Genomic DNA, 24,232 nt, shown 5'->3' with positions numbered 1-24,232 from the left:
GATCCCACCGGCATGCCGAGTCCCGTCGAAGGGCATGGCCGGTCCCCGCGGCGGGCGGAGGACTGTATCTGTGGCTAACGTGACCGTGATCGGCGCCCAATGGGGTGACGAAGGCAAGGGCAAGATCGTCGACTGGCTGTCGGAGCGCGCCGACGTCGTCGCCCGCTTTCAGGGCGGCCACAATGCCGGCCACACGCTGGTCGTGGGCGAGAAGGTCTACAAGCTCTCGCTGCTGCCCTCGGGCATCGTACGCGGCACGCTCAGCGTCATCGGTAATGGCGTTGTCCTCGACCCCTGGCACTTCCGCGATGAAGTCGCCAAGCTGCGCGGTCAGGGCGTCGAAATCACGCCGGAAAACCTTCAGATCGCCGAAACCTGCCCGCTGATCCTGCCCTTCCACCGCGACCTTGACGGCCTGCGCGAGGACGCTTCGGGCGCGGGCAAGATCGGCACCACCCGGCGCGGCATCGGCCCCGCCTATGAAGACAAGGTCGGCCGCCGCGCCATCCGCGTCTGCGACCTCGCCCATCTGGACGATCTCGGTCCGCAGCTCGACCGCCTGACCGCGCATCATGACGCCCTGCGTGCCGGATTCAACGAAGCCCCGATCGACCGGGACGCGCTGATGGCCGAACTGCGCGACATCGCCGCTTTCATCCTGCCCTTCGTCAAGCCCGTCTGGCTGACGCTCAACAAGGCGAAAGCGGCGGGCCAGCGCATCCTGTTCGAAGGCGCGCAGGGCACCCTGCTCGACATCGACCACGGCACCTATCCCTTCGTCACCTCCTCCAACACGGTCGCGGGCACGGCGGCGAGCGGCACTGGCCTTGGCCCCAATGGCGCGGGCTTCGTGCTCGGCATCGTCAAGGCCTACACCACCCGCGTCGGCTCCGGCCCGTTCCCGACCGAACTGGAGGACGAAACCGGCCAGCGGCTCGGCGAGCGCGGCCATGAATTCGGCACCGTCACCGGCCGCAAGCGCCGTTGCGGCTGGTTCGACGCCGTGCTTGTGCGCCAGTCGGTCGCGGTTTCGGGCGTCACCGGCATCGCGCTCACTAAGCTCGACGTGCTGGACGGCTTCGACACGCTCAAGATCTGCGTCGGCTACAAGATCGGCGACCAGAGCTTCGATTACCTCCCCGCCCATGCCCAGGATCAGGCGAAGGCGGAGCCGATCTACGAGGATATCGAAGGCTGGCAGGACACCACCGCAGGCGCCCGCAGCTGGGCTGACCTGCCCGCACAGGCGATCAAATATATCCGCCGCATCGAGGAGCTGATCGGCTGCCCGGTCACGCTCGTCTCCACCAGCCCCGAGCGCGAGGACACCATCCTCGTGCGCGATCCCTTCGCGGATTGATCCCATGGCAGGCGATCGCTTCGAGCGGCACAAGCAACCTTGGACAGCGGACGAGCTGCAAAAGCTCCACACGCTGGCGAAAAAGGGCATGGCGCTGAAAGCGATCGCCAAGGCCCTGACCCGCAGCGAGGAATCGGTAAAAGCCCGCGCCAAGCAGGACGGGCTTTCCATCGCGAAGCTGCGCTGAGTCGCTGTTAAGGTGGTAATGCGACGCTCCCCTCCCGCAAGCGGGAGGGGCAGCGAGACTTGATGAGCGAAGCGAATTTAGTCGCAGCGGGGTGGGCAGTTGTTCCCGCGCCGCGCCTAAGCCCGCCTAAAGCGGGCATCTCGGGCCACTGTGTCGCGCCGATCCTGAGATGCCCTGAGTTCACGGAACAAGTGCAACACCTGCTAGGGGTGTTGTTGCGATGGGACAGAGATATGGCCAGCTCAGCCTTGAGGAGCGGATCGAGATTTACCGCCTGCATGCAGGCGGTAAATCGCAAAGAGCCATAGCGGCGCATCTCGGGCGGGCGCCAGCTACGATCAGCCGCGAACTGCGGCGCAACAGCGTGCGAACCAAGGTCTGGCCCGGTGGCTATGAGCCTGTCCGCGCCCAGCAGCTTGCCGAACGCAGGCGCCGATGGGATTGCCGCTTCAAGCTGGAACGCCAACCGGACCTGCGCGGCCTTGTGAGGAACGGCCTTGCGATGGGATGGTCCCCCGAGCAGATCGCAGGCCGATTGACGCGCGAGCACGGTCGCACCCTCATCAGCCCTGAGTCAATCTACCGCTTCATCTACCACCGTTCGGCGCAGAAGGATTATTGGCATCGCATGCTGCCACGCGCCCGCCACAGGCGCGGCCGCTATCCCCCTCAAGGCGGCAGCATGGTCGATATCATCCAGCAGCGCCGCCCGTTGACCGAGCGCCCGCCCGACGCCGACGACCGGCAAAGCCCGGGCCATTGGGAAGCCGATTTCATGCTGTTTGCCCGCTATGGCCAGGCCATCCTCGTCGCCCATGAACGCGCCTCCCGGTTCACGATCATCCACCGGCCACAGGATCGAAAGGCCCGCAGAACCGCAGGCCATCTGGCGGACATGCTGGCCGACCTGCCCAAAACCCTCCGACGCTCCATCGCTTTCGACAATGGACCCGAGTTCGCCCGGCATTACCAGCTCGCAAGCCAGATCGGCATCCAGACCTTCTTCTGCGATGTCCGATCACCCTGGCAAAAAGGAGGCGTCGAAAATGCCATCGGACGCCTCCGCCGCAGCCTCCCCCGCAAAACCAACCTCGATGCCATCACCCCCGAACATCCTCGCCGCCGTACAGCGCTATAATCATACGCCAAGAAAATGCCTCGACTTCCTTACTCCCGCAGAGGCATTCTCTCGCTTCAATCCAAATGTTGCACTTCAAACGTGAATCTACATCCCAGCTTCCGCTGGGATGACGAATGAAGGGGTGAGCGGACAGGCTGGACGAGCGCTCATGCCAATGCGACAATCCCCTGAACAGCAAGGGATTGCGCCATGCCACTCAACATCCTCGTCCTTTACGGCTCCTACCGCCGTGGCCGCATGGGCATCCGCCTCGCCGATTACCTGATCGACGGCTTTAAGCGGCTTGGCCACAAGCCGGAACTGATCGATGCCATGGCGATAAATCTGCCCATGCTCGACCAGCGTTACAGCGACTATCCCCCCGGTGAAGCACCCGCAGCCATAAGCGCGCTGGCTGACCGCCTCACTGCCGCCGATGCTTTCGTCTTTGTCGCAGGAGAATATAATCGCGGGGTCCAGCCGGGCCTCAAAAACCTCGTCGATCATTATCTGAAAGAATTCGACCGCCGCCCCGCCGCGATCGCCAGCTATTCTGCGGGCCGCTATGCCGGGGTCAACAGCCACGCCAACTGGACGGTCACGCTATCCGCCATGGGCATGGCGGTCATCCCCGAACGCCTCAGCGTCGGCCAGATCGCCCAGACGCTCGATGAACAGGGTCAGCCGCAGGGAGACGGCGGCGCGGCGCTCGAACGTGGGTTCACCACTTTCGCCCGCAGTCTCATCTGGTGGGCGGATGCGGCGAAGGCGGCGCGCTGACCTCCTCGGGAGGCTCGCCTGACGCGATAACCGTCGCCGCCACCAGATCGCCCGTGACGTTCAACGTGGTGCGACACATGTCGAGGAAGCGATCGACGCCCAGTACCAGACCGATCCCCTCGGGCGGCACGCCGACCATGCCCAGAATCAACGCCACCACCGGCAGCGAACCGGCCGGAACGCCCGCCGTCCCGACGCCGCCAAGAATGCACACCAGCATCACCATCAGCTGCTGCGTCCAATCCAGCTCGATGCCGAAGAACTGCGCTAGGAACAGCACGGTGATGCCTTCGAACATCGCGGTGCCGTTCTGGTTCGCCGTCGCCCCGATCGTCAGCACAAAACGGGTTATGCGGCCGGGCAGGTGCAACCGTTCCTCGGCCACGCGAATGGCGGTGGGCAATGTCGCATTGGACGATGCGGTGGCGAATGCCATCACCATCGCTTCCTGCGCGCCCGCGAAAAATGCGATCGGCGAACGCCGCGCGACAAACGCCAGCAGCAGCGAATAAACCACCACCATCTGCACCAACAGCGCCAGCAGCACCACCGCCACATAGGCCGACAGGCGTTCCAGCAATTCCCATCCGAACTGCGCGGCCAGGTTGAACATGAAGCAGGCGATGGCAATCGGCGCGAGCCGAATGACCAGCCCCATTAGCCGCATCGTGACCTGGAACAGCCCCTCCATCGCTGACAGCAGCAGCCGGGTCTGCTCCGTCTGCACCAGCATCAGGCCGATGCCGAAAAACAGGGCAAAGACCATGACGGCCAATATGTCGTTGTTGGCCATCGCCTTGATGATATTGTCCGGCACCATCGCGATCAGGGCGTCCATGCCCTGCGGCGCGTCGCCGCCCCGCGCCAATATCGCCCGTGCTCCCGAACCGGCCTGATCCAGCATCGCTTGCGCCTGCGCCGGATCGACTCCGTCTCCGGGGCGCAGCAGGTTGACGGCGACCAGGCTGATCGCGACCGCAATGCTCGACACCAGCAGCGTGTAGACAAGCGTCTTCAGCCCTACCCGTCGGAGCGCGCGCATCTCCCCCATTTCCGCGATGCCGACGATCAGTGCCGACACCAGCAGGGGGATCACCAGCATGAACAATAGTCGCAGGAAAACCTGTCCGACCGGGCTTGTGACATAGGTCGTAACTTGATCGACCCAAGTTGCATCCCGCGCGCCCGCATGGACTATCAGGCCCAGGATCAAGCCAACGAGGAAGCCCGCCAGCATCTGCCATTGCAGCGACAAGGCCGTCTTGCCGAGCCGGGTCATGATGTGCTTGCCGGAATGCGCATCTCCCTCAAACCGTTAAGCGTGCGTAATGTTGCAGCGCGAGCGGATTATGGCGGCGGTCAGCGTCTGCGATCCTCCTCCACCATGTCCGCCGCCAGCTCCAGCCCCGCGCGGCCATGCGCGGGCGTATGGGCAGGCGCCTTGGGATGCGGCACATAATCGGGTTCCTCGACCTCCAGCATCCCTTCCCATTTGGTGATGACCGACGTCGCGATGGCGTTGCCCAGAACGTTGGTGGCGGTGCGGCCCATGTCCATGAAATGATCGACGGCCAGGATGAAGGCTATGCCCTCGACCGGCAGGTCGAACTGGCCCAGGGTCGCCGCAACGACGACGAGAGAGGCGCGCGGCACGGCGGCGATGCCCTTGCTCGTCACCATCAGGACAAGCAATATGGTGATCTGCGTCGCGATCGGCAGGTCGATGCCATAGGCCTGCGCGATGAAGATCGTGGCGAAGGTCGAATACATCATCGACCCGTCCAGATTGAACGAATAGCCGAGCGGCAACACGAAACTGTAGATGCGACGGGGTACGCCGAACCGGTCGAGCTGCTCCAGCATCTTGGGGTAGGCGGCCTCCGATGATGCCGTGGAAAAGGCGATCAGCAGCGGCTCGCGCACATATTTGAGCAGCTTGACCATCCGCTGCCCCAGGAAGATCGCACCGGCGCCACAGAGCAGCAGCCACAACGCGAGGAGCGACAGATAGAATTCGCCGACAAGCTCGCCAAAGGTCTTGAGGACACCCAGCCCCTCGGTCGTGATCGCCGACGCCAGCGCCCCGAACACGGCAAGGGGCGCGACGCGCATCACATAGCCCGTCACTTGCAGCATCAATTCGACCATCGCCTCGATCACGGTGACGATCGGCTTGCCCTTCTCGCCAATGGCGGTCAGCGCGACGCCCACGAATAGCGAGAAGACGACGATCTGCAGGATCGAATTTTCCGCCATCGCGCCCACCATGGACGTGGGGAAGACATGCAGGACGAAATCCCTGAAATTGAGCGCTTCGGTATTCACGCCGGATTCCGCGCCCGACCGGACGAGGTTCAGGCCCTCACCCGGCGCAAAGAAATTGACGAAGATAAGGCCCAGCGTCAGCGAGATCAGGCTGGCGACGATGAACCAGGCCAGCGCCCGCCCGCCGATCCGCCCTAACGCCGCGCTGTCCCCCATATGCGCGATCCCCGCGACCAGCGTGGAAAAAACCAGCGGCGCAATGATCATCTTGATGAGGTGGAGGAAGATGTCGGCCAGCAGGTGGAAATATCCTGCCACATCCTTGGCAAGGGCCTTGTCGGCTCCGACCCACAAATTGGCCGCAAAGCCGGTGAGAACGCCCAGGATCATGCCAGCAAGGATGAAGGCCGTCAGTCGATTCCGCATGCAACCCCTCTTTGCCGTGCTGGCCGCACATCTAACAGGCGCTTGGGCAGCCGCCTATCATAATCCTCCCTGCGCCGGAGGCGTGGGGAGGGGGACCGCCGCGCAGCGGTGGTGGAGGGGAAATGCGCAACGTCGGCCCATATCACGCTTCGCGCGGCCCCCCTTGTTTCAAGGATAAAGCAGCCCCTCGCGCCAACCATCTCCGTCCCGCTCGAACAGCCGCCGTTCGTGCAGCCGATGCTCGCGGTCCTGCCAGAATTCGATCCGCTGCGGCACCACGCGAAATCCTGACCAATGTGGCGGGCGGGGCACCGGCCCGCCCTCGAACTGCGCGACCGCATCCTCATAGCGGGCCATGAAAACCTCCCGAGACGGCAGCGGCCGCGACTGGTCCGAAGCCCATGCGCCCAGCTGGCTGTCGCGGCTGCGCGTCGCGAAATAGGCATCGGCGGTCGCTTCATCGACCGTCTCCACCGGCCCTTCAATCCGGATTTGCCGCCGCAGCGACTTCCAATGGAACAGCAACGCCGCATGCGGATTGGCGAGCAGTTCCTCGGCCTTCCGCCCCTCGAAATTGGTGTAGAAGACAAAGCCGTCCGGCCCATGCCCTTTCAGCAGCACCATCCGCGCCGACGGCCGCCCGCGCGCATCGGCGGTGGCCAGCGCCATCGCGTTGCTGTCGTTGATCTCGGCCTCGCGTGCCTCGCCATACCATTGGTCGAACAGAGTGAAGGGGTTGGTCATGCTGCTGATCTACGGCTGGTTTCCGTTCATGTCGATGGCCGCGCCGCTTGAACGATCGTGACTATTTCGCCACATAAGGTGCAAATCAGCTTTCACGAACAAGGATAGACACTCGGCAATGGCGGATCCCTACTCCACTCTGGGCGTCGCGCGCGGCGCGAGCGAGGCAGAGATCAAGTCGGCCTACCGCAAGCTCGCCAAGGAGCTTCACCCCGACCGGAATCAGGATAATCCCAAGGCGGCCGAACGTTTTTCGGCGGTTTCCAGCGCCTATGAGCTGCTGTCGGACAAGGACAAGCGCGCGCGTTTCGATCGGGGAGAAATTGACGGCGACGGCAATCCCACCGCCCCCTTCGGATTTGGCGGCGCTGGCGGCGGCGGCGGTTTTCGTGGACGTCCGGGTGGCGGCGGTGGCTTTGAATTCAACGAAGGCGCCGACTTCGGCGATATCTTCGAAGGATTGTTCAGCGGTGGCGGCGCCCGGCGCGGTGGCGGCGGTTTCGGTGGCTTCGGCCGTGGCGCGCCTCCGCAAAAGGGCGCCAATGTGTCCTACCGCCTCGCCGTCGCGTTCGTCGATGCGGCCACCCTGGCGCCGCAGCGCATCACCTTGCAGGACGGCAAGAGCATCGACCTAAAGCTCCCCCCTGGCGTCGAAACCGGCACCCAGATGCGGCTGTCGGGGAAGGGGCAGGCCGGGCCAGCCGGGGCAGGGGATGCGATCGTCACCATTGAGGTGAAACCGCACCCATTCTTCACCCGCGACGGCGACAATGTGCTGCTCGACCTCCCCATCACCCTCGACGAGGCGGTGAAGGGTGGCAAGGTCAAGGTGCCCACCGTCGATGGCCCGGTTATGCTCGGCGTCCCTGCCGGAACTACATCGGGCAAGACGCTGCGCCTGCGCGGCAAGGGCTTCACGCATAAGGCGGGAGAACGGGGCGATCAGCTCGTCCGGCTGCTCATCGACATTCCCGGCGACGATCCGGCGATCCTGTCGCTCGTCGAAAGCTGGCAGGACAGCCGGGCCGTTCGCGCCCATCTGGGCGTCTAGGACGTTAGGAGGGCATGCCGCAGCCTTCACCCTATTCGCCTGAATCCCGCCGCAAACGGATTGCGGACGACGCTCGTGCACACCTCAACCGCAGCATAGCCCGCGTTCGACCCGGTAGCCACGCCTTCGAAATCATGAAGCGCGTGGCCGTCGGCACCTATAGCGACGGCTTCATCCATGCAGGGAACCTCGCCTATCTCTCGCTGATGACGCTCTTTCCCTTCTTCATCGTCGCGGCGGCGGTGGCCAGCATCTTTGGCCGGTCGCAGGATGGGCTGGCGGCGGTGGGCGCCTTCCTCGAAACCGTGCCGCCGGGCGTCGCCAGCGTGGTGAAGCAGCCCATCATCGATGTCCTCACCGCGCGCACCGGCCCGCTGCTTTGGCTCGGCGGCCTCGTGGGCCTCTGGACCGTAGGCAGCCTCATCGAAACCATCCGCGACATCCTCCGCCGCGCCTATGGCACCAAAAGCACGCGCCCTTTCTGGCACTACCGCCTGACGGCCATTGGCATCACCCTGATCAGCGTCTTTGCGGTGATGTTCGCCTTCTCGCTTCAGGTCATCATCACCGGCATCGACCAGTTCCTGCACCAGCTGCTGCCCTTCGCCGACCAGGCGATGCAGATCGTCACCCTGACGCGCGCCCTGCCGATGCTGATCCTCTGCGTCGCCCTTTATTATCTCTATTTCTCGCTCACCCCCAGCGCCTACAAGGACAAACGCTTCCCCAAATGGCCGGGCGCGGTCGCCACCGCCCTGTGGTGGTATGGCGTCACCATGCTGCTGCCCCCGACTCTTTCGCTGCTTGGCGGCTATGACCGCACCTATGGCAGTTTGGCTGGCGTGATGATCACGCTCATTTTTTTCTTCCTCGTCGGGCTTGGCGTGGTAATTGGCGCGGAACTCAATGCGGCGCTTGCCGAATTTCCCGAAGAGGAAGTCGAGCGTGGCATGGAGGATCGTAAAGGGAACGGGACGGTAGAATGACGGGCTTGATGGCGGGAAAACGGGGTCTCATCATGGGCCTGGCAAATGACAAGTCGCTCGCATGGGGCATTTCCAAGGCATTGCGCGCACAAGGGGCGGAACTGGCCTTCTCCTATCAGGGTGAGGCGCTGGCCAAGCGCGTGCGCCCGCTTGCCGAGGAACTGGGATCGGACTTCCTGCTCGATTGCGACGTGTCCGACATGGACAAGCTCGACGCAGCTTTCGACGAAGTGAAGGCACGCTGGGGCAAGCTCGATTTCGTGGTCCACGCGATCGGCTTTTCCGACAAGAATGAGCTGCGCGGCAAATATGTCGACACCAGCCTCGAAAACTTCCTGATGACGATGAACATCTCGGCCTACAGCTTCGTCGCCGTCGCCAAACGCGCCCGCGCGTTGATGGCGGAGGGCGGCAGCCTGCTGACGCTGTCCTACTATGGCGCGGAAAAGGTCATCCCCCATTACAACGTCATGGGCGTTGCCAAGGCAGCGCTGGAAACCAGCGTCAAATATCTGGCGATGGACTTGGGGCCTGAAAATATCCGCGTCAACGCCATCTCGGCAGGCCCCATCAAGACGCTGGCGGCCAGCGGCATCGGCGATTTCCGCTACATCCTGAAGTGGAACGAACTGAACAGCCCGCTCCGCCGCAACGTGACGATCGATGATGTCGGCGGCGCAGCCCTCTATCTCCTGTCGGATCTGGCATCGGGCGTCACCGGCGAAGTCCACCATGTCGATGCGGGCTACAATGTCATCGGCATGAAGGCCGAAGACGCGCCCGACATCGCTCTCGACAAGGCCTGATCCGGGAGCCAAAGGGCAGGGCATGAGCTTCAACACCTTCGGCCGCGTATTCCGCTTCACCACCTGGGGCGAAAGCCATGGTCCAGCCATCGGCGCGATCGTCGATGGCTGCCCTCCCGGCCTGCCGATCAGCGAAGCCGACATCCAGCCCTATCTGGACAAGCGCAAACCCGGCACGTCGAAATTCACGACCCAGCGCCGGGAGCCGGATGAGGTACGCATCCTGTCGGGCGTGTTCGAAGGCAAGACCACCGGCACCCCGATCAGCCTGATGATCGAGAATACCGATCAGCGGTCAAAGGATTATTCGGACGTCGCCAAGGCCTACCGCCCCGGTCATGCCGACTACGCCTATGACGCCAAATACGGCTTTCGCGATTATCGCGGCGGCGGCCGTTCGTCGGCGCGCGAAACCGCCAGCCGTGTGGCTGCGGGAGCCGTCGCCCGCCTCGTCCTGCCCGAAGTCGATATCTTTGCCTATGTCAGCGAAATCGGTGGCGACGCGATCGACTATGCGCGCTTCGATGCTGCGGAAATCGACAACAATCCCTTCTTCTGCCCCGACCCCGAAGCTGCCAAACGGTGGGAGCAGCTGGTCGATGGCGCGCGCAAGGACGGTTCGTCCCTCGGCGCCGTGGTTGAGTGCGTCGCGTCCGGCGTGCCCGCAGGCTGGGGCGCGCCGCTCTATGCCAAGCTCGACAGCGAACTCGCCGCCGCGATGATGAGCATCAACGCGGTCAAGGGCGTGGAAATCGGCGACGGTTTCGCCGCCGCCCGCCTGCGCGGCGAAGATAATGCCGATCCCATGCGCCCCGGCAACGACGGCAACCCAGTCTTCCTCGCCAACCACGCCGGCGGCATCGCAGGCGGCATCTCCACCGGCCAGCCCGTAAAGCTGCGCGTCGCCTTCAAACCGACCAGCTCGATCCTCATCCCGGTCGAAACCGTCACGCGCGAAGGCGATGCGTCGGACATCATCACCAAGGGCCGCCACGATCCCTGCGTCGGCATTCGCGGCGTTCCCGTGGTCGAAGCGATGATGGCCTTGGTCCTTGCCGACCAGAAATTGCTCCACCGCGCCCAATGCGGCGGCGAATAACGGGCCGAAACGAGCCGATCAGCCGGTAAATGCGCGATTTGGGCGAGACGACTCGCCCAATCTAGGTTAGTATCCACCCCACAGATCGCCCGCGGGAGGGCGAGCGGCAGTGCGTAAGCCTGGGGAGCGTCATTCCTCACCGGCCTTCGGGCCAAAATTGGATTGACGGTCAAAACGTCCCCTCAAGCCGCGAACACGGGCCAGCCATTTCATATGGCTGGCCCATTTCGTTTCCGCCCCCCGTCATGTCAGCGAAAGCTGGCATCTCAGGCCCCTGCATCGAACGCCAGATCACTCTCTCCCCTCGACGCACATCCAGACCAATGTCTCCTCGCTGGCCCTATCGCCCGGCGTCACCGCGCGTCATCATCCGCCTCACAAGCCAGCGGAAACCCAATCCATGACCAGCCTTCCTTTTACCCAGGTTGACGCATTCGCCGACGCGCCCTTCACCGGCAATCCCGCCGCCGTGATGCCGCTCGGCCGCTGGCTGGACGATGCCACCCTCCAGGCGATCGCGGCTGAAAACAACCTGTCGGAAACGGCCTTCACCGTTCCGACGCCCGATGATCCCGACGCCGATTATGCGCTGCGTTGGTTCACGCCCACGGTTGAGGTGAAGCTTTGCGGCCATGCCACGCTGGCCAGCGGCCATGTGCTGATGGGCGGCCGCACCGCGCTGCGCTTCCGCACCCGTGACGCGGGCGTGCTGACGGTTATGCGTGACCGGGACGGCTACGCCCTTTCGCTTCCCGCATGGCACATGGAGCCGCGCGCGCTGCCCGATCTTGCGGCCGGGCTCGGCGGGAAGCCGCTTGAGTCCCATTGGCGCGACGGCGGATACAGCCTGTTCCTCTTCCCCGATGCCGCCGCCGTTCGCGCGCTCCAACCTGATTTTGCGGCATTGCGAGCGCTTGGCGACATCATGCTGATAGCCACCGCGCCCGGCGAAGACAGCGACATCCTCAGCCGCGTCTTCGTGCCCGGCGGCGGGGTGGACGAGGATCCTGTGACAGGCTCGGCCCATTGCCTGCTTACACCTCTCTGGGCGTCCCGGCTCGATAAGGTAAAGCTCAGCGCCGTGCAGGCATCTGCTCGCGGCGGCCGCCTCGGCTGCCGTCTGGACGGCGACCGAGTCATCCTGACCGGCGCCTGCCGCACGGTGATAGAGGGGCAGTTCCTGCTTTAGGCGAGCGATATCAGCTGGGCGGAGTTCGGCCTCAAGCCTCGTCGCCGAGCATCCCGATGATCGGGAAGATATGCCGGACCTTGCTGCGGTGAATGGACGCGGTCACCCGGTCCTTATACTGGGTCAGGCCGATCAGGTTGCGGTCCCGCGCGCTCAGTCTGCCTATCGTCCAAAGCGACCGTTCCTCTTCGTCGCGCAGTTGCACGATTACGTCGGTATCGATGGACGCGGGCTTGATCCTGTCCAATATCACCCGCTCGCCTGCCCGGAACCTCGGCTCCATTGCTTCGCTGGGGATGTAGATCGCGAAATAGCGGCTCGCGTCGGCACGGCCGAATGGCGCGGGGATAAAGGCGGCCGGTTGGGTGAAGTCGCCCTCCCACATCTCCAGGTCGTTGGCCAGCGATATGCTGTCCTCGTCTGGGAACAGCAGCGACGCGGCATAGACCGGGATGGTCCTTTCACTCGGCATCGCAAAGGGCAGGGGCCGCTCTTTCACCAGATGAGTAGGTGCCGGTGAAGGGGTGGCAGTGGTCCCCCTTGCCTCGCACATGGCGAATGGCTCGGGGAATGCTTCCTTGAGCTTGGATATGCTCCGCGCCGAAAGGGAATAGCCGACCGAAGGTGTGGGATAAATCCGCGTCAGCGTGGATGGCGCCAGCCCTGATCGGCGCGCTACTTCCGTCGCCGAAAGGCCAGTTTCCTCGATCAGGCAGCTGATCAGCCCGCGCGCTTTCTGCTGATCCCACTCATAATCAAAAGGCATGTTTTCCTGCGCCTGCTCTGGGCACACCCGTGCGACCACCTGGAGAAACGACGATCGCAAATCTTGCGTCGCCTTTTGTTCGTCGTTGTTTCTAGAAGCGTTCACACCGCTGCCGCAAACCTGCCAAGTGCATATTGAACAATCATACAATTTGCGCACTCAAGAATCCAGAATTTTCCTGAAAACGGCCGATAACCGGCCATAAATCCATCAAATCTCGCAGCAATGTGCGCACACATGTGCGTCGCCGCAAAAAGCGATTGCGAACCAATGCGATTGCGCATAGGAGATTTGCGCAAGTTGCGCACACGCACGTGAAGTGCGTCTGGCAATGTGCAGGGGGTGAAGGGGATTTCACCGCGCATTTTAGATGCGGCAGGTCGGGTGGTGTCGTCCCGGCCCGGATGTCCCCTTGCGCCGTCTGGCTTTGCGGCTTTGCACGATGACTAGGGGAATAAAGAATGAGAAATAACTCGAAACTGCATCGGATGCTGCTCTTGTCAGCCTCGATGCCGGCGATGGCGCTCCTCGCCAACGCCAGTGGAGCCTCAGCCGCTCCCGCAACTGTGAACGTGCCCACCGGCGCGGGTACAAGCGCCGCGGTGAACGCCAGCATCGATGCCGCGATCACCACTCCTGCAAACCCTGATCTTACGGTAACGATCGCCGCAGGTGCGGACATCAGCGGCGGTAGCGTCGGCTATGATTTCGTCGCGGGCGGCTATGCCGCTGGCGAGGGTGATGGCGCTGTTTCACTGACCAATGACGGCCGGGTCACCGGCATCGCCTTTGGCGGCGTCGGCAGCACGGCCGCCGCGAACAGCTTCACCGCCACCAACAATGGTGAAGTCACGGGCGGCATCAGCGCAACGGACTTCGGCGGCACGGCTTCGGTCACCAATAACGGTTCGGTGGGCGGCAGCCTGTTCGGCTCGGCCTATGGCGACGTCGCGCTCGTCAACGGTGCCGCAGGCGAAGTCGGCGGCAGCCTGATCGGCTCAGCCCTTGATACCGCGAACGTCTCCGTCACCAACAACGGTTCCGTCGATGGCGACCTTGTCGGCACGGCAACGTCCGGCTCCGTCACCCTGGCCAACAGCGGCTCGGTCGGGGGCAGCGCCTTGGCCTCGACCACTGATGGCGCCATCTCGATCACCAATGCCGCCGCTGGCCGCATCAGCGGCGACGTCGATGCCGATTCGGACACCGGTGCGATCACCATCGCAAACAACGGCCAGGTCCTCGGCCAGACCAATGCGTCGAGCGGCAGCACGGTCTCGACCAGCACTGGCCCCACGGTCACCGTATCGGGGACGACCACGACCACGCAGTCGAGCAGCTCGAGCGAAACCGTCGGCGGCGATGTGACCGGCACCTATGCGGGCATCAACGGCTCGCTGAACTTCGGCACCGGCAATGACGGCAGCGTCAGCCAGTTCTCCGCCGCCAACAGCACGGCTACCGTCAGCGGCAGCGTCTACGGCAATGTGTCGTCCGTCGCGCAGGGCTTCTCGCAGGCCGATGCAAGCACGGATGTTGTAACCGACTCTCGCGATGGCGCGGGCACCGGCACGGTCGTCGCCACCAGCGTCGATACAATCGACTTCGCGTCAACCGGCGGCACCAGCACCGTCAATGTCAGCGGAACGGTCGCCCCCGGCGATTCCGGCCTCAATGGCAATGTGACCTCTGTCGGCACCGCAGGCAGCGCGGTCAACGTCAACGGCGGCCAGATCTCCGGCAACGTCAGCTCGACGAGCCAGGGTTTCGCCATCAATGTGACGACCAGCTCAGAAAGCACCGACACCTATGACGCTGGCGTCCTGCAGGGAACCGTCTCGTCCAACAACCAGCAGTTCACCCAGAGCCAGACCGGCGGCGCGGCTTCGGTCGCACTTCAGGGCGCTGCGAATGTAGGCGGCAACGTCAACGTCGCAGGCACCGCTTCGGCCTCCGCCGATATCGGCGCGGATGCAGCAGTGGGTGGCAATGTGTTTGTCAGCACCGCGGAGACCGTCGGGTTCATCTTCACGCCCGCTGACGTCGCCGCCGCCACCGCCGCAACGCGCACGGTAGACGCCGCTGGAGATGGTACGGCTACTGTCACCGACACCTTTACGGCAGTTGCTCCGGCTGTCGCGGGTAACGCCACGCTCAACAATGCCGGACGCATCGATGGTGATGGCACCGTCGTTTCGGCTTTCGGCAACGCGAGCGCAAACATCACCGGCTCGGTCGGCGGATCGGTCTTTGCCTCGTCCGGCACCGACCTGTTCAACAGCGAGAGCGTTGACAATTACAGCGTCACCGGCGGCATCGACACGCTGACGACCAGCACCGACAGCAGCAGCTTTACCTCCGCAGGCGGTCAGGCTTCGGTTGTCGTGGACGCTCCGTCGCAGCAGGGCGTGCCCAGCGTGGCAGGCAACGTCTTCGCTTCCGGCGTAGGCGGTGCATCGATCACCATCGGCGAAGGCAGCGTCATCGGCGATGCCAACAGCGGCACGGGCGGCAACCTGTTCGCCAGCAGCTCGGGCTTCGACAGCAGCGAAGAAACTGTCACCACCTATGCGGCTGATGGCTTCACCCCCGTCACCGAAGTGACGACGTTCACCGGTCAGCCGGTCGGCGCTGCGGCTTCGGTCACGAACAATGGCACTGCCCTTGGCAATGTCGATGTTGAAGGCCTGACTTCTGCCTCGCTCGTCAACAATGGTTCGCTTGGCACTTTTGGTGCAAGCAATGACTTCAGCGTTTCCGCGCTGGATCAGGGCGGCAGCGCGACGATCACCGACACCAACCCCACCAATGCGGGCACCCGCACGATCGCGGCAAACGTCACGGCGGCGCCGGTTGGCGGCAACGCCAGCTTCACCAACAACGGCATCGCTTTCGGCGACGTTGACCTGGAGGGTGTCACCGGCGCAGTCACGAACAACGGCATTCTGACGGGCAACACGACGCTCGGTGGATCGGTGTTCAGCGGCACGGCCACTGTCGATGCGACGGTCAACACGACCGCCGTCACCGTCACGGCTGCTCCTGCGGCTCAGACCTACACGGTCGATCAGAACGGTATCTCGCGCGGTTTCACCGTGACGGGTGCGGTATCGACGCAGGCCGAAGTCGCCTCCGAACTGGCTTCGCTGGTTTCCGGATCGGGCGTCCCGCTGAACGCATCGCAAGTCGATCCTGCCGCGTTCAACCTGACCGTCGATGGCGAAGCTGCCGTCAAGACAGCCGATATCAAGGCGACGATCAACCTCAATAACGGGTCGATCACGCTTGGCGACATCGACGCACAGCGCGACGATAGCGGTGCGTATCTGACCGATACGACCGTCAACCTGAACGGCAGCGGTTTCCTGGGCGCCAGCGAGCTCAAGATTGCCGGATCGACCGCAACGTCGAACTTCACGCCGGTCGCGACCCTGCCGGAAGAAGCGGAAGGGCTGTTCAACCCGACGGCGGTTCGCGTGCTGGGCGTCAACACCGTCAACAAGACGGGCGCTGGCACCTTCGTGGTGACGGGCGACGAATATGTTCCGGCTGAAGGCTCCTCGCCTGCAAACTGGACAATGGATGTCGGCAACCTCAACGTGCAGGCTGGGGAACTCCAGCTGGACGTTGCTTCGGACGATGCGGTCTTCGGAATCAAGGGCAACATCAACAATGATGCGACCCTCGTCCTCGGCCGCCGCGCGCCTACCTTCATCCGCACGGTCGGCAACAGCATCGTCACGCCGGGTCCCGAAGCCATCAAGGGTATCGAAGTCTATCAGCAGGGCAACTACACCCAGACTGCCAACGGCACGACGGTTGTGGGCGTCAACCCCTCACTGGTCCGCTTCGGCAGCCTGAACGTCAACGATGGCGGTTCGGCTCCAGAAATCCTGGGTCCGATCACGGGCGGCGTCGGCATTCCCTACTTCACCACCCCCGAAAATGCCGGTGTATTCTCGACCCCGTCATCCGTCACGGTGGATGGGAACCTGAACCTGGCTGGCAAGGTCGCGGTGACCGTGTCGAAGGACAGCCTCTATTCCACGGGCGACGGCTACACGCTGTTCACCTACACTGGAACGGGCGACGTCACGGCAACTGCAACGCCTTCGCTGAACTCGCAGTTCGTCACCTTCGGCCTCAACCATGACACGACCGCCAAGACCGTGTCGATCGAAGCAACCCGCAACAGCTATGCTGTCGGCGCGACCAACCGCAACGCGGCTGCTGCCGCTGTGGGCCTGGACAGCGCTCTGGCTGACGTCATCGCCCGGGTGAAGACGGACGCTGCTGGTGGCAATGGCTTTGCTTCGGTCACGGAGATCGCCAACGCTCAGGACATCGCCAACATCGCGGCCGGTCTCGACTGGCGCCTGAACAGCGCACAAGCAGCGCAGGTCTTCAACGAGCTTTCCTCGGCGGAGATCTACGGTTCGCTTGCTGCGGTGGATCAGAACGCGGTCTTCAACACCACGGTCAACCGTCTGGCGGCACGTCGCGGTTATGGAGAGGCTCTGGGTACCCAGCTCTGGTTCAACCCCTCGGCTAACTTCGCCAAGACGGGCGGCACCCGCTCGGGCGCGTCGAAGATCAAGACCAACAGCTATGGTGGCGCCTTCGGTATCGACGTCGCTTACCAGGAAGACGGCGCCTTCGGGATCGGCTTCGGCTATGGTCAGCATGACGTGTCGGCCAAGGGTTCGCCGGAAGAAGCGCAGGTCCGTACCTACACGATCGGTGCCTACGCGACCCAGGGCTTCGGTCCTTTCTACGGCAGCTTCCAGTTTGCCTACGGCTTCTCGAAGTTTGAAGTCGAACGCGACCTGACCCTGCTTGCCCGCACCATCGAAGGTGACTTCAAGGGTTCGCAGTGGGATGCCAGCCTGGAACTGGGCTATGACTTCGCGGCCGGTAACGGTCTCGTCGTAACGCCCTATGGTAAGCTGGCTCTGCGCCGCTGGTCGATGAACGGCTTCACTGAAGAAGGTGGCGCTGGCATCGGTCTCAACGTCGATGACGCGTCGAAGACGGTCTTCTCGCCGGTCCTCGGTGTGAAGGCAGGCGCTCTGCTGGGTGATGTCGAAGGCGTCGCTTACCGCCCCTATGCCAAGGTGCAGTACAGCTTCCAGGGCAACATCGGCAGCGATCGTACCGTCCAATATGTGGGCGGCGGCAATGCCTTCAACCTGAAGGGCGTCGATCCCGATGGTCATGGCCTGATCGAACTGGGCGTCGACACTTCGGTGAACAAGCGCGTCAACCTGTTCCTGTCCGGCGGCTACGGCTTCGGTGGGCACAACAGCCTGGCTCAGGTCCGCGGCGGCATCAGCTTCGGTTTCTGATCCAACCCTCCTCATGCACTGGGCGCGTCGATTTCGACGCGCCCTTTTTTTGCTCCAGCCACCGTGCTGGCAGAACATGACATTCCAGGATTGGAACGACGGGCATGAATATGAAATGGGAACACTATGTCGCTGACATGCTGATCGAGCGGCTAAGGCAACATCATGTCGAGCTTCTGACGGGCGAACAGGAAACGATATGCTTCTTCGTCGATCCAACGTCCCCGTCCACTCGCCGTGGGACAGTCAGTGATTATGACAAGGGTGTGGTCGATGGCGCCATTCGCGAACTACAACACCTCATCCACTCGTCCCCGTTGCTGAAACGTGCCATATTCGATCGACTGTCGGCGTTAGGCAGCGCCGAAGAGGCGCGCCGCCAACGGGTTCGAGGGTAAGCCGCGATGCCCAAAGGTACATGGCATGTGGAAACCGGAATATTGCGTGCCCGCCAATGGGGATACGCACTGGAGAGACATGACGGCGGCATGTGGCAACTCGACGTGCCAGGATCGGCGCGGCGCTATCTCGGCATGCGCGTGACGGTCGAGGGAAGGCGGTCGGGCTTCGACATGCTGGACGTGCATCGCATTTGGCAGGTCGATGAGCTGGGAAAACGCCCGCTTCGTGGCTGGTCGGCACTATTTCGGCGCTTCAGCCTCGGCTGACGTGGCGGCCTCTAACGGGCGGGTGCAGACCTGGAGAGTTCGCCATCATGCAACAGGAACATCATCAGCACGGCCCCACCATCCGTTCGCCCTGAGCCTGTCGAAGGGTTCTACTTCTTAAAAGGAAGGATAGGGGTCCGACACCAGTTCGAACGGCCAAGCGCAATGTCCTGGTCGCCGTTAAGCCGAAGCTTCGGTCCGATCACCGGAACATATTAACATCCGGCCGAAATCGCCCTCAGGCAGGGAACAACCGCATCAACCGCGCAAGCCCTTGCTTCACGGCCGTTCGCTGCTCCTTTTCCGGCGACGCACCGATCCGCACGACCGTCAGCGCCTGACCCGGCGACACCAATATATATTGCCCCCCATGTCCTACACAGCCGAACAGGCTGCGCGGCGCATCCCCCGGCATCAGCGCGCTTTCCTCGCTTTCGCGGTTCAGCCAGAGATGCGCGCCATAGGCTGCATTGCGCCCTGAAGGCGTACGCATGAAATCGACCCATTTTTCCGGCACGATCTGATGGCCGTTAGGACCGCGCCCATGGCTCCGTAGCAATTCGCCAAAACGCGCATAATCGCGCGCCGTCATATGCAGGAAACTGCCGCCGATCATCGTGCCAGCGGCGTCATATTCCACCGCCAGGCTCTTGATCCCCGCCGGAATCTTCAGCCGTCCATCGATGAATGTCTGCATCGCCTGCCGCCGTGCATCCGGATCGCGATTGCTGGTCAGCATGCGCGCCATCAGGTCGCCCAGGATCAATGTATTGCCGGTCGAATAGGAAAAGCGCGACCCCGGCGCATGCGCCAGCGGCTTCGCCTCGGCAAAGGCGCTCATATCCTGCGCGCCGTCGGTGAACAGCATCCGCACCGTGTCCGCCTCGGCCAGCGGCTCGTCATCCTCGACATGGTCCAGCCCTGACGTCATGGCGAGCAATTGCCGCAGCGTAATCTTTCCTCGCGGATCGCCCGGCTGACCCCATGCCGCGACCGGCACCGGTGAATCCAGCGCCAGGCGCCCGTCAGCAACCATCAATCCGACCAGCACCGCCGTCACGCTCTTCCCCATCGACCAGCCAAGCAGCTTGGTCTCCGGCCCGAATCCGGGCGCATAGCGTTCCGCGACGATCTCGCCCCGATGCATGACGATCAGCGCCCGCGTATCACCGACATCCTCGTCGCCGTCGAACAGCGGATCGATCGCGGCGCGCAAATCCCCTTCATTCACGCCCGTATCCGCCGACACGCGATAATCTGTCGCCGGATCGGCGGCGCGCACGGCGAGGCCCCCCGCCAGCGCCAGCAGCGACAAAATGGCAGCGCCTGCGCCAACAGCCTTTACGCTTTTCCGATCGAGCTTCATAAGCCGCGCCCTTAGCACGGCTCATCGGAAAGGGGAGCATGTCCGCACGCCCGAAATGGATTTATGCGCTCGCCGCCATTGCCGCGCTGCTCGTCCTGCTGCTGGCATGGAACTGGAGCGCAATGCGCGCCCGCGCGACGGTGGGGGCGGGTTTTGGCGCGCGCGTCACCTGCTCCTGCCGCTATGTGGAAGGGCGCGCAATGGACAGCTGCAAGGGCGACAAGGAACCCGGCATGGCCTTCGTCACCCTCTCGGACGACCCCGAATCGCACAGCGTCGAAGCCAGTGTCCCGCTCCTGGCTTCCAGGTCCGCCCGCTACCGCAAGGGCTGGGGCTGCCTCCTCGATCCCATCGACTGATCCGGGTCGCGCTCAGGGCCTAAAGCAAAAGCGTCTGACCCTTCTCCGCAAAACCTCGGCGCCTCTGCGCGCAAAAATTTTGCCCTCTTCCTTCTCCGCGTCTCCGCGTGAACCCAAAATATTGCCTCGCCAGCCGAACCCGCTACAGCCGCCCCATGCGCCCCGACATTCCAACGCTCCTCCACGACATCTTCGGCTTCCCCGGCTTCCGAGGTGTGCAGGAACAGGTTGTCGGCCGCATCATGGCTGGCCAGCCGACCCTCGCCATCATGCCCACCGGCGCAGGCAAGTCCCTCTGCTACCAACTACCCGCCGTCGCGCTCGACGGCTGCTGCGTCGTCATCTCGCCGCTCATTGCCCTGATGCACGACCAGCTACGCGCGGCCCAGGCGGTCGGCATCCGCGCCGCCAGCCTGACCAGCGTTGACGCCGACTGGCGCGAAACCCAGGACCGCCTGCGCAATGGTGATCTCGACCTGCTCTACGTCGCCCCCGAACGCGCCAGCGGCGAAGGTTTCCGCAGCCTGCTCCGCTCGGCAAAGATCGCCCTCTTCGCCATAGACGAAGCCCATTGCGTCTCCGAATGGGGCCATGATTTCCGCCCCGACTACCGCCTGCTCCGTCCCCTGCTGGACGAGTTCCCTACCGTCCCGCGCCTAGCGCTGACCGCCACCGCCGATCACCACACTCGCGACGACATCCTCGTCCAACTCGGCATCCCGCGCGAAGGCCTCATCATCGCGGGGTTCGACCGGCCCAACATCCGCTACGCCGTCCACCCCCGCGACGGCCTGCCGCGCCAGCTGTCCGACCTGATCGCCGCCAGCGAAGGCCCCGGCATCGTCTACGCCCCCACCCGCGCGGCCACGGAAAAGCTGGCCGACACCCTGACCCGCGCCGGCCGCCCAACCCGCGCCTATCATGCCGGGCTCGACCCAGCCGTCCGCGCCGCCAACCAAGCCGCTTTCATCGCCAGTGAAGATATGGTCATGGTCGCGACCATCGCCTTCGGCATGGGCATCGACAAGCCCGACGTCCGCTTCGTCGCCCACGCCGCGCTCCCCAAATCGATAGAAGGCTATTATCAGGAGTCCGGCCGCGCAGGCCGCGACGGCGAACCAGCCGAAGCGCACCTCTTCTGGGGCGCCGACGACTTCGCCCGTGCGCGACAACGCATCACCGAACTGGACCCCACCCGCCAGCAGGGGGAACGCACCCGCATCACCGCTCTGGGCGGCCTCGTTGAAACCGGCACCTGCCGCCGCGCCATCCTGCTCCGCCATTTCGGCGAGCACCCGCCTGCCAGCTGCGGCAATTGCGACAATTGCCTCAGTCCCCCTGCCAGCATCGATGCCACGGAAACCGCCCGCAAATTCCTCTCGGCCGTCTATCGCACCGGCCAGAGCTTCGGCGTTGGCCATATCGAACAAGTGCTGACCGGGGCCGTAACCGACCGCATCCGAGAGCGCGGTCACGACAAAATCTCCGTCTATGGCATCGTGTCGGGAGACGAGACAGCACTGCTCCGCCCAGTGTCCCGCGCCCTCCTCGTAAACGATGCTTTGCAAACTAACGAACATGGCGGCCTAGAACTAGGCCCCGCCGCCCGCCCGATCCTGCGCGGAGAGGAGGAGGTCAGCCTGGTCCTCCCCCCACGCCGCGAGCGCCGCCGCCGCAGCGCCCGAAACGGCAATCCGGAAAACCCCGTCGGTGATCCGCTGTTCGACGCCCTACGCACCTGCCGCCGCGAACTCGCGCAGGAACAGGGCGTGCCCCCCTATGTGATCTTCCATGATTCCACCCTGCGCGAAATGGCCGAACAACGCCCATCGAGCCTCGCCGAACTCGGCCACATCAGCGGCATCGGCCAACGCAAGCTGGACGCCTATGGCGACGCCTTCCTGGCCGCGATCCGCCCCTACCTCTAACTTCCTCGCCCCTTCAGGGGAGAGGATAGGGAGCTTTGCTGCTGTAAGCAGCTAGGCGAACTTGGAGAGGGGGGAGGGGCGGAGTTCTCCCAAAACCCCCTTGAATCCCTCCCCCCACAAGCGCATGGCTCCCCACAGAAGGAGTCCCGCCCCATGTTCCGCCAAATCACCCCCAACCTCTACGTCTCCCCCCAGATCAGCGTCGATCAGGTCGAGGAAGCCAAGGCCTTGGGCGTGACCGTCATCATCAACAACCGCCCCGATGATGAGGAACCGGGCCAGACCAACGGCGCGGAAATCGAAGCCGCCGCAAAAGCCGCAGGCCTCGCCTACGCCGCTGTCCCCGTCGCCCACGGCGGCTTCGCCCCCTGGCAGCTTGACGGAATGGCCGCAGCGCTTGGCCAAGCAGGCGAAGGCAAGGTCCTAGCATACTGCCGCTCCGGCACCCGCAGCACGCTCCTTTGGGCATTGACCCGCGCCCGCGCCGGTGAACACCCCGCAGCGCTCAGCGAAAAGGCGGAAGCGGCAGGCTATGACCTCACCCCCATCCGCCAGATCATGGACGCGCTCTCCGCAGGCTGATCTTGTCCACCACAGCCGATCAGTTTGACGCCATCGTCCTCGGCGCTGGCGGAGCGGGCCTCATGTGCGCGGCGGCGGCCGGGCAGCGCGGCAAGCGCGTCCTCGTCCTCGACCATGCCGATCAGCCGGGCAAGAAGATCCTGATCTCCGGCGGTGGCCGCTGCAACTTCACCAACATCCACACCGCGCCGGATCGTTACCTCTCGGCCAACCCCCATTTCGCCAAGTCTGCCCTCGGCCGTTACACCCCGTCAGACTTCATCGCCATGGTCGATCGCCACGGCATCGCCTGGCATGAAAAGACGCTGGGCCAACTGTTCTGCGACCAGTCCGCGCGTCAGATCGTCGCGATGCTGCTCGCCGAATGCGATGCGGGCGGCGTCACCCTCGGCCTCGGCCATTCGCTAGGCCCCATCACCCACGCCGATGGCCGATATAGCGTGACCTATGGCGGCAAGACCGCACAGGCGCCCGCGTTGGTGATCGCCACTGGCGGTCCCTCCATCCCCAAATTGGGCGCGACGGGCTTTGCCTATGACCTCGCCCGCCAGTTCGGGCTCAAGGTGGTGGAGCCGCGCCCCGCGCTCGTTCCGCTCACCCTTGGCGGCGAAGACATGCTGTTCCGCGAACTTTCCGGCGTTTCGACGCCCGTGATCGCCCGCCATGGCAAGACGGCCTTCCGCGAAGCCGCACTTCTTACCCATCGTGGCCTGTCCGGACCCGCGATCCTGCAAATATCATCCTACTGGCGTCATGGCGACACGCTCGCCCTCGACTTCCTGCCCGACATGCCCGCCAACTGGCTGACGGAAGCCAAGCGTAGCAAGCCGCGCACGTCGCTCGTCACCCTGCTACGCGCGCATCTGCCAGCCCGCCTGGCCGACGCCTTGGCCGAACGCCTCGCGCTCGCTGGCGACCTTGGCAACATCGCCGATCGTAAGCTGGAAGAAGCGCAGCGCCGCCTTGCCGCCTGGTCTTTCACCCCAAACGGCACAGAAGGCTTCGCGAAAGCGGAAGTCACGGTCGGCGGCATCTCCACCGCCGAACTTTCCTCCCGCACCATGGAGGCGCGCCGCGTCCCCGGCCTCTACGCCATCGGCGAAGCCGTGGACGTCACCGGCTGGTTAGGCGGCTATAATTTCCAATGGGCATGGGCCAGCGGCTGGGCAGCGGGGCAGGCGATCGCCGAAGGCTAGTTAAATCCG

General features: G+C 63.9%; 20 protein-coding genes and 1 pseudogene. 16 read left to right on the top strand and 5 right to left on the bottom strand.

Annotated features, from left to right (window positions below; genetic code table 11):
• Window positions 1–70: 70 nt before the first annotated feature.
• From ACZ5U1_RS10290 to ACZ5U1_RS10275, 4 genes and pseudogenes are all read left to right on the top strand, one after another.
• Window positions 71–1,360, top strand: a complete 1,290-nt coding sequence (locus ACZ5U1_RS10290; RefSeq protein ID WP_464778319.1) for an adenylosuccinate synthase — start codon at window positions 71–73, stop codon at window positions 1,358–1,360.
• Window positions 1,361–1,364: 4 nt separating this feature from the next.
• Window positions 1,365–1,547: a hypothetical protein gene (locus tag ACZ5U1_RS10285; RefSeq protein WP_021245469.1), complete on the top strand. Its 183-nt coding sequence runs from the start codon at window positions 1,365–1,367 to the stop codon at window positions 1,545–1,547.
• 220 nt (window positions 1,548–1,767) lie between these two features.
• Window positions 1,768–2,770: pseudogene (locus ACZ5U1_RS10280) on the top strand (IS30 family transposase).
• A 107-nt stretch (window positions 2,771–2,877) separates the two neighbouring features.
• Window positions 2,878–3,447, top strand: coding sequence for an NADPH-dependent FMN reductase (locus ACZ5U1_RS10275; protein ID WP_464778318.1), 570 nt, complete (start codon window positions 2,878–2,880; stop codon window positions 3,445–3,447).
• Here the strand turns inward: ACZ5U1_RS10275 and ACZ5U1_RS10270 are convergent.
• The 3 genes from ACZ5U1_RS10270 to pdxH form a co-directional block, all read right to left on the bottom strand.
• Window positions 3,410–4,726, bottom strand: a complete 1,317-nt coding sequence (locus tag ACZ5U1_RS10270; RefSeq protein ID WP_464778317.1) for a dicarboxylate/amino acid:cation symporter — start codon at window positions 4,724–4,726, stop codon at window positions 3,410–3,412. The genes ACZ5U1_RS10275 and ACZ5U1_RS10270 overlap by 38 nt on opposite strands.
• Window positions 4,727–4,806: 80 nt before the next feature.
• Window positions 4,807–6,138: a dicarboxylate/amino acid:cation symporter gene (locus ACZ5U1_RS10265; RefSeq protein ID WP_464778316.1), complete on the bottom strand. Its 1,332-nt coding sequence runs from the start codon at window positions 6,136–6,138 to the stop codon at window positions 4,807–4,809.
• A gap of 168 nt (window positions 6,139–6,306) precedes the next feature.
• Window positions 6,307–6,882 (bottom strand): pyridoxamine 5'-phosphate oxidase, encoded by a 576-nt coding sequence (gene pdxH, locus ACZ5U1_RS10260; protein WP_464778315.1) that lies wholly within the window; start codon window positions 6,880–6,882, stop codon window positions 6,307–6,309.
• A 118-nt stretch (window positions 6,883–7,000) separates the two neighbouring features.
• Here pdxH and ACZ5U1_RS10255 point away from each other — a divergent pair, with 118 nt between their 5' ends.
• The 5 genes from ACZ5U1_RS10255 to ACZ5U1_RS10235 all read left to right on the top strand — a co-directional run bounded on the left by ACZ5U1_RS10255 (window position 7,001) and on the right by ACZ5U1_RS10235 (window position 12,013).
• Window positions 7,001–7,933, top strand: coding sequence for a DnaJ C-terminal domain-containing protein (locus tag ACZ5U1_RS10255; protein WP_464778314.1), 933 nt, complete (start codon window positions 7,001–7,003; stop codon window positions 7,931–7,933).
• A 14-nt stretch (window positions 7,934–7,947) separates the two neighbouring features.
• The gene (locus ACZ5U1_RS10250) at window positions 7,948–8,919 is read left to right on the top strand and encodes a YihY/virulence factor BrkB family protein (RefSeq protein ID WP_464778313.1); all 972 of its coding nucleotides are present in this window, start codon (window positions 7,948–7,950) and stop codon (window positions 8,917–8,919) included.
• Window positions 8,916–9,725: an enoyl-ACP reductase FabI gene (gene fabI / locus ACZ5U1_RS10245; RefSeq protein WP_464778312.1), complete on the top strand. Its 810-nt coding sequence runs from the start codon at window positions 8,916–8,918 to the stop codon at window positions 9,723–9,725. The genes ACZ5U1_RS10250 and fabI overlap by 4 nt, the downstream gene beginning before the upstream one ends.
• Window positions 9,726–9,747: 22 nt before the next feature.
• Window positions 9,748–10,824 (top strand): chorismate synthase, encoded by a 1,077-nt coding sequence (gene aroC / locus ACZ5U1_RS10240; RefSeq protein WP_464778311.1) that lies wholly within the window; start codon window positions 9,748–9,750, stop codon window positions 10,822–10,824.
• Window positions 10,825–11,224: 400 nt separating this feature from the next.
• Entirely contained in the window at window positions 11,225–12,013 is a 789-nt protein-coding gene (locus ACZ5U1_RS10235) for a PhzF family phenazine biosynthesis protein (protein WP_464778310.1), read from the top strand.
• A gap of 31 nt (window positions 12,014–12,044) precedes the next feature.
• Here the strand turns inward: ACZ5U1_RS10235 and ACZ5U1_RS10230 are convergent, their stop codons facing one another.
• Window positions 12,045–12,779 (bottom strand): hypothetical protein, encoded by a 735-nt coding sequence (locus ACZ5U1_RS10230; protein WP_464778309.1) that lies wholly within the window; start codon window positions 12,777–12,779, stop codon window positions 12,045–12,047.
• A 461-nt stretch (window positions 12,780–13,240) separates the two neighbouring features.
• On the opposite strand from ACZ5U1_RS10230, the gene ACZ5U1_RS10225 reads away from it, so the two are divergent.
• The 3 genes from ACZ5U1_RS10225 to ACZ5U1_RS10215 all read left to right on the top strand — a co-directional run bounded on the left by ACZ5U1_RS10225 (window position 13,241) and on the right by ACZ5U1_RS10215 (window position 18,792).
• Window positions 13,241–18,124 carry an autotransporter domain-containing protein gene (locus ACZ5U1_RS10225; RefSeq protein WP_464778308.1) on the top strand — a complete coding sequence of 1,628 codons (4,884 nt, stop codon included), beginning with the start codon at window positions 13,241–13,243 and terminating at the stop codon, window positions 18,122–18,124.
• A gap of 110 nt (window positions 18,125–18,234) precedes the next feature.
• Window positions 18,235–18,522 (top strand): hypothetical protein, encoded by a 288-nt coding sequence (locus ACZ5U1_RS10220; RefSeq protein WP_464778307.1) that lies wholly within the window; start codon window positions 18,235–18,237, stop codon window positions 18,520–18,522.
• A gap of 6 nt (window positions 18,523–18,528) precedes the next feature.
• Window positions 18,529–18,792 (top strand): DUF5818 domain-containing protein, encoded by a 264-nt coding sequence (locus tag ACZ5U1_RS10215; RefSeq protein ID WP_464778306.1) that lies wholly within the window; start codon window positions 18,529–18,531, stop codon window positions 18,790–18,792.
• A gap of 238 nt (window positions 18,793–19,030) precedes the next feature.
• On the opposite strand, the gene ACZ5U1_RS10210 is transcribed toward ACZ5U1_RS10215, so the two are convergent.
• Window positions 19,031–20,158: a serine hydrolase domain-containing protein gene (locus ACZ5U1_RS10210; protein ID WP_464778305.1), complete on the bottom strand. Its 1,128-nt coding sequence runs from the start codon at window positions 20,156–20,158 to the stop codon at window positions 19,031–19,033.
• Window positions 20,159–20,196: 38 nt separating this feature from the next.
• On the opposite strand from ACZ5U1_RS10210, the gene ACZ5U1_RS10205 reads away from it, so the two are divergent.
• The 4 genes from ACZ5U1_RS10205 (at window position 20,197) to ACZ5U1_RS10190 (ending at window position 24,223) form a co-directional block, all read left to right on the top strand.
• Window positions 20,197–20,517 (top strand): hypothetical protein, encoded by a 321-nt coding sequence (locus ACZ5U1_RS10205; RefSeq protein ID WP_464778304.1) that lies wholly within the window; start codon window positions 20,197–20,199, stop codon window positions 20,515–20,517.
• A 155-nt stretch (window positions 20,518–20,672) separates the two neighbouring features.
• Complete coding sequence (gene recQ / locus ACZ5U1_RS10200; protein ID WP_464780026.1) at window positions 20,673–22,445, top strand: DNA helicase RecQ; 1,773 nt, start codon at window positions 20,673–20,675, stop codon at window positions 22,443–22,445.
• Window positions 22,446–22,598: 153 nt separating this feature from the next.
• The gene (locus ACZ5U1_RS10195) at window positions 22,599–23,027 is read left to right on the top strand and encodes a protein tyrosine phosphatase family protein (protein WP_464778303.1); all 429 of its coding nucleotides are present in this window, start codon (window positions 22,599–22,601) and stop codon (window positions 23,025–23,027) included.
• Window positions 23,028–23,089: 62 nt separating this feature from the next.
• The gene (locus ACZ5U1_RS10190) at window positions 23,090–24,223 is read left to right on the top strand and encodes a BaiN/RdsA family NAD(P)/FAD-dependent oxidoreductase (protein ID WP_464780025.1); all 1,134 of its coding nucleotides are present in this window, start codon (window positions 23,090–23,092) and stop codon (window positions 24,221–24,223) included.
• The last annotated feature ends 9 nt before the right edge of the window (window positions 24,224–24,232 follow it).

This window comes from Sphingobium sp. TomTYG72 (assembly GCF_055394715.1).
Note: the sequence above shows the minus strand (reverse complement) of the source record. Positions and strands in the feature narration are given on the sequence as shown.